General features: G+C 33.8%; 6 protein-coding genes. 5 read left to right on the top strand and 1 reads right to left on the bottom strand.

Going from position 1 to position 6,000, the window contains the following annotated elements; translation table 11 throughout:
• The 5 genes from Q0972_RS03230 to Q0972_RS03210 all read left to right on the top strand — a co-directional run.
• The coding region (locus Q0972_RS03230; protein ID WP_299362488.1) for an RHS repeat-associated core domain-containing protein at positions 1-1,180 on the top strand (1,180 nt) is incomplete at its 5' end.
• A 2-nt stretch (positions 1,181-1,182) separates the two neighbouring features.
• Positions 1,183-1,800 (top strand): hypothetical protein, encoded by a 618-nt coding sequence (locus Q0972_RS03225; protein ID WP_299362486.1) that lies wholly within the window; start codon positions 1,183-1,185, stop codon positions 1,798-1,800.
• An 18-nt stretch (positions 1,801-1,818) separates the two neighbouring features.
• A complete protein-coding gene (locus tag Q0972_RS03220) occupies positions 1,819-2,478 on the top strand; it encodes a hypothetical protein (RefSeq protein WP_299362484.1) in 660 nt (219 codons plus the stop codon).
• Positions 2,479-2,748: 270 nt separating this feature from the next.
• Positions 2,749-3,756: an RHS repeat-associated core domain-containing protein gene (locus Q0972_RS03215; protein WP_299362482.1), complete on the top strand. Its 1,008-nt coding sequence runs from the start codon at positions 2,749-2,751 to the stop codon at positions 3,754-3,756.
• 5 nt (positions 3,757-3,761) lie between these two features.
• A complete protein-coding gene (locus Q0972_RS03210) occupies positions 3,762-4,241 on the top strand; it encodes a hypothetical protein (protein WP_299362479.1) in 480 nt (159 codons plus the stop codon).
• Positions 4,242-4,485: 244 nt separating this feature from the next.
• Here the strand turns inward: Q0972_RS03210 and Q0972_RS03205 are convergent, their stop codons facing one another.
• A complete protein-coding gene (locus tag Q0972_RS03205; protein ID WP_299362476.1) occupies positions 4,486-5,964 on the bottom strand; it encodes a helix-turn-helix domain-containing protein in 1,479 nt (492 codons plus the stop codon).
• Positions 5,965-6,000: the final 36 nt, after the last annotated feature.

Below are 6,000 nucleotides of genomic sequence, written 5' to 3'. Positions count from 1 at the left end.
GGATTATAGCTTTACCTACACTATTGGCAGTATGCCGAGATTGGATCTGAAGATCGACAAACGGTTTTCTGCCGTAGACGATGGTGTAAGTACGTATTTTTATATCGACAATGTATTGGCGACTACCGGTACGCTAGGTATTATTGAGGAGAACAATTACTATCCCTTTGGCCTGAAGCACAGGGGGTACAATGATGTGGTGAGCGCTAATGTGAATTCGCAGGCTTCCAAGTATAAGTACAATGGCAAGGAACTTAATGACGAGCTTGGGCTGGATTGGTATGATTTCGGGGCTCGTAATTATGATGCGAGTTTGGGTAGGTGGATGAATTTGGATCCATTGGCTGAGAAATATACCAATTTGTCGCCATTTTCATATGTTGCAAATAATGTAATAAATGCTATTGATCCTGACGGCAGACTCATAATATTTATTGGAGGTTTAAGACTGTGGGAAGCTCAAACTGATCAGCTAGCATTTGGGAAATCTGGTTTTTATACAAAAGATGAAGGGGTATTCAACTACTGGCGAGATTATGGTGAGGACAGGAATTCTTTTGGGCAAAAAGCTGATATAGTTAGTATATTCACTAATATCCATAAGGATAATAATCACTTATTTACTAGTGGTTCTTCCTCTTGGACTTCTCAAGCCAGTAAAAGAAAAGTAGAGGGTAAAAGAAAAGCTAAGAAATTCTATAGAAAATTTAAGAAAGGCAAGATAAAATTAGCAGATGATGAAGTTATAAGAATAGTATCTCACAGTCAAGGTGGTGCCCACGCTGCGGGCTTTGCAGAGCAACTAATGACATATAAGGATAAAGACGGACAATCTTTATTTAATGTTGAAATAATATGGTACTTAAATCCCCATCAACCAGGTGATATAGAACACCCTAATGGTGTTGATGGTTTTCAATATAGCCTATATCGAGATGCTATATCTTCTGTAGCTCCTTTTTGGTTGCCCAATGGGGGTTCAGAACTTGAAAGGATTAGAAACGTCTTTGACAATTATTTTGGAGATATTTTTAGCGATGAAGATGCAGAGGGTCCGGTAGGAAATAGAGGTGGTCATAATGTTACAGATAATCAAGATAGGCTGAGACAAGTGACTAATGAGTTCTGTAGAAATAATCCAGACAAATGTGTAGAAGTTGAAATAACACAAAATAATTGATTATGTATTTAAAAATTAATAATAGTATTTGTTTGCTATTGCTGATAGTATCTTTCGGATGTAAACAATATCATGTTACGGATGAAGTTAAAAGATGGCAACCATATAAAAAGGGTGATTTAATTGTATTTCAATCTAGTAAAGGAGAACTAGATTCTATTTTTATTAAAGGAGTTGAAAGTTCTTTTTTGGCAGATGACAATTTGAGTATTTCCCCTGATAAACATGAAAATATTACAGTAACTGGTGAAATAATTTTAGATGAGCCAATCATAAATTCATTAGGTCAAATTATTAAAGGAGAAGAAATTAGCGTTTTGAATATTTATGCTGATGAGAGAACATATTTTAATTTTGAATATAACAAGCCCTCGGATAGTTTAAACTATCCTTCGACATCATTAAGTTTTGAAGACTTAAAAAGTTTGTTTAATAATAAAACAATTAATAATGATGTAGTTATTGATGCAGTACATCAATATGATTCTCCAATTATTTATGATTTAAAAAGAATTTGGTGGAACAAAAAGTTTGGATATACCAAATTTGAATTCAATAATGGTTATTCATTATCATTAATAAAATTTGTTAGAGATAAAGAAGATATTTTTAGACAATGAATTTAAAATTAAATGAAGATGTCAAAATTATATAGTTCAATAGTATTCTTTATTGTTTGTTTTTCTTCTTACTCTCAAGAGGTAAGATTTCCTTCAATAATTATTATTAATTCTCAAGAGACAATTATTTCTAAGGAGCTTGACTCCATTGTAAAAAAGTTTGAATCTAAAGGTATTTCTGAACATCAAAAACAAAAAATTATAAATGAAAATGGTAAGTTCAGATTAAAAACTGAAAAGGAAATCGAATTTTTACAAGAAGTAGATATTTCGACAAAAATCACCTACGGCCTTAATTATTTTTTAAGCTATAAATTTTTCGAATATTTTGAAGATTTATTAATCTATCCAATTAAAGAATCTATCGATTCAACTAAGGAAAGCTTAGAATCGATATCACAGATCCATAACGTTAATTGGGTTATTAATTTTAAGAAGTTAGAGTTTTATAAAGAAGAACAATATTATAAGGGAAGAGCGGAGTATCTATTATACAATCAAAAAGAAGATGAAATAGTGATTAATTCAAAAATTATAGCTGATGATTCAAATCCTGGATTTGAATTTGTGTGCCAACCAGGGAGTATTGAATGTGTCATAAACAACATAATTGATTCTGTTTCAGCAGATGTTATTGAATTTATGGGGCAGAACAAAGAGTATTGGAGAATGAATTAAAATAAATTGATAGTAGTAACTTAGTGCAGTTTTCCAAACACGGGCTTGCTTATAATCAGAGTTTAAAAAATAGAAAAACGGTAGTTAAAATTAATTACCGTTTTCTACTTTAAGGATAATAGTTTTAAATTGAAGATTACTATTAAAAACAAACGTTCTTTAAAAATACTGTAACAAAACCTAGAGATAGACCCTGAAAATTGTTAAAGGCCTCAAAAAATCACGGGTAACCGTTATCCCTTTGGCTTAAAACATAAAGGGTACAATGACGTGGTCTCGGCCAGCGCCAATTCCGTGGCACAGAGGTTTAGGTACAATGGCATAGAACTCGAGGAGTCTCTGGGCATCGATTGGTACAAGATGGATATGCGACAGTACGACCCTGCGATAGCCAGATGGACTTCTATTGATCCTGTGGTTCACCATGAATACTCTACTTATAGTGCTTTTGACAGCAACCCTGTATTTTGGGCTGATCCTTCTGGTGCGGATAGTCAGGTTCATTGGGAAGGTAACTTGGAGACTACAACTTACGAAGAGAGAATGAAAAGCAAAAAGGAGAATGTTGGTAAAGCCAAGAGTGGTAACAATCCTAATCCTTATAAAGCTTATTTTGCTCAAGAATCGAAAAAAGTTTCAGCTATTCTTAATGACATGGCTTTGGTAGATGCTGCAACTACTGCTTTGGAAGCTAAGGATAGTTTTGATGCCGGAATAATGAGCTTTGTTGAAGATACTTACACATTAGCTGAATCATGGCTTCAAAATCCATTAGGGACATTAGCTACTATAGTTAGCGGAACCGTTGATGAAATTGAATCGACAACAAATGATTTTATTTCATCTGGTTATAGTGATCCAGGTTTATTCATGTTAGACAGGTCTTATACTGCTATGTCGAATATGACATTAAATGATTGGGCTTACGCTGCGGGCTACTCAGCTCCAGGTGCTGCAAGTGGAATTTTTGGCGGTTATGTTATGAGTGGCGTAAGAGTTTCATCTTTAATATACACATCTTGGAATCGTATACCAGATATATCAGGATATACAACAACACGTACCGTTGCGAATAATTTAGCATCAAGACCTTTTATCAATTCGCCACATACGATAAGAAATATTATTTCAACTGGAAGAGGTGTGCCTGATGAGTTTTTCAAGGGAGGAAGGAATTGGGTAACTCCTGGTACTTTTAATGGTTCAGAGGGTATTTTTGAATTAGGAATGAACACAAGTACAAAAGTTATATATCATTTCATGTTTAGATCAAATTAAAAAAAATGAAATTTAAAATAGACCATAATAATAGAATAGAGGATAGGACCTTAGAGTATCTTCCTAATGAATGCTCCTTCAATATGTTTCCGATAGTAGAGAATATTGACTTTGAATTGATTTTAAATAAAATTAGTTTATCTGTAAGAAATAATAGGATTATTCAGCTTTGGGGATTTTGTGGGTTAGGAGATCGGATGATATCTAATTATACTACTCCTAAATACGAAAAAGGTGATTTAATAATTGAAGAAACTCTCGAAAATGGATTTGCATATAGTATTAATGATAATGAACTACCAGTATTTATAAACATAAATACTGGTTGGGTTTGTATCGGAAATCCTATAGATAACCCTGAAGAAAATACTGCTGTAGAATTTATTAAAAATTGTGTTGCAATTATAAATAGTAAAGGAAAACTAATTTCACTTTGGCTTAAACCTGAAAGGCTACCAAAAATGCTTAAAGTGAATATCCGATAGTGTAGTGTTTTAAAATAGGACATGACATTATTTTAGAATTTAAATAATTGAAAAACAGTAATTAACCAAAATGTTAGTTACTGTTTTTCTTCGTTCATTGATATATTGGCAAAAGAGAAAATCTTTTAGGACCTATAAAATACGGGTTTTATAACTCGTTATATTTTAAATTAGGACATGGAAATGCAAAGCGTTAGGGATGGCAGCGGCATCCCCAGATACTGCTATTCCTAGTTCAATCTTTTTAGCGACTGTATTTGTTTTGAATGGCATTAACGACTGTTTCTGTGTCACTTTCCTTTTTTCTTTTTTCAAGGATGATAGGGTCCGCTTTGCGGACATTGCAATTAAGAATGGCGCAGCGTTCGCAAGTAACACCTACATGAACAGTTTGTAATCCCTTGTGATTTAAGAAATTAGCTCTTCGCTGCAATTGGGTGTTGACTTCTATACCAATAGACACACTTCTGTAACGGTTGTTTCTAAAAGGATCTTTAGTAGCTGATGCCAAAATTAAATACTGTTTTTTCTCTGTGGCGTAATCTGAGATTTGAATGTTAAACTCATGCTCAGAGTCATTTTGGCTTATAGCATTTAGTGCCTTGATTGAAGCCCATCGTCGACAATAATGCTCGTTGGTTTCACTAGCTCTAGGAGATTGGTGTTTCGCCAGATGAAGTTCCTTATTTAAGGAAAAATCATCAGTACCTCGCTTATGGGAAAACCTTAAAAAGAATAAATTTTTAAGTTTAAAGTCTTTGGGGAGTATGTTGGTTAAACGTTGATAAACACTCTCTGGCGAGGCATTGTATTTATGCAACAATGACTGAAAATTCTTGGTATTAAATCGTTTTTGCGAGAACAAATGCTTTAAATTTTCAACCACACTTTCCCTTGGAATAATTAAAGCGCCTGCGAAATAGCTGGCATAAAAATTATTCAACACTTCATCAAAACTATCAAATTTAATCCATGAAAATGTGTAGAGGCGTTCATTGATATTCAAAAAATTGTAGGCGAGTTCTTTGGCATAGATAAACGAACGTTGTGCATCGTCAATGCCCTTTGTGATTAAAAGCGTTTTGGTTTTTGGGACGTAGATGGATCTTAAATTGTCGAGTTCGATATGAGCTTCCAGTTCATCATTATTGATGTTATAGCCATATTCTTCAACCAAAATATCCTCTAATTCTTGAGAGGTCACTTTTTTGGAAAGGTCGACCTGGTAGGTTTTGGCAAACTTTAGAACCTCTTGCTCAAGATCTTCAAAAAAATTATTATTGGCCTCTTGATACGATCTAACAGACGCTAAAAAGAAGTTTTCCCTACTAAAGTTGTAGTTTTTGGCAATTTCAATGATCGTACTTATAAAAGCTGTAACCTTAACAGGGGCATCCGAAATGATGTCGATAAGCGTGCTTTCCTGGATGCCAAATAACTCCAAAGGAATTTCCTTTAATAGTTTTGACTGTAAAATTTCGCCTATAGGCGCGAGGTTTTTATCTAGTTTTAAGGATACCAAATCATCATAACCGACTTCTAAATGCTCGGATAACGCTGCAATTTTATCGGGTTTTGGATATTTTTTTCCTTTTTCAATTTCGTTGAGATAGGATTTTGAAAGGCCCGAAAGTTTTGACAGGCCAAAGAGCGAAAGCCCACGTTCTGTGCGGATTTGCTTCAGTTTCAACCCGAAAATCAATTTTATATAATCCTGTTCCATATAGACAAATATAACATTATTTGCGAACTTTAATTT

The organism is Winogradskyella sp. (genome assembly GCF_028282165.1).
Taxonomy (GTDB): domain Bacteria; phylum Bacteroidota; class Bacteroidia; order Flavobacteriales; family Flavobacteriaceae; genus Winogradskyella.
The sequence above is the reverse complement of the archived record's forward strand: the minus strand, read 5'-3'. Positions and strand labels throughout refer to the sequence as shown.

Coding starts and splice junctions, on each gene's coding strand:
- Q0972_RS03225 (WP_299362486.1), top strand. CDS start 1,183: ATGTATTTAAAAATTAATAATAGTATTTGTTTGCTATTGCTGATAGTA.
- Q0972_RS03220 (WP_299362484.1), top strand. CDS start 1,819: ATGTCAAAATTATATAGTTCAATAGTATTCTTTATTGTTTGTTTTTCT.
- Q0972_RS03205 (WP_299362476.1), bottom strand. CDS start 5,964: ATGGAACAGGATTATATAAAATTGATTTTCGGGTTGAAACTGAAGCAA.
- Q0972_RS03210 (WP_299362479.1), top strand. CDS start 3,762: ATGAAATTTAAAATAGACCATAATAATAGAATAGAGGATAGGACCTTA.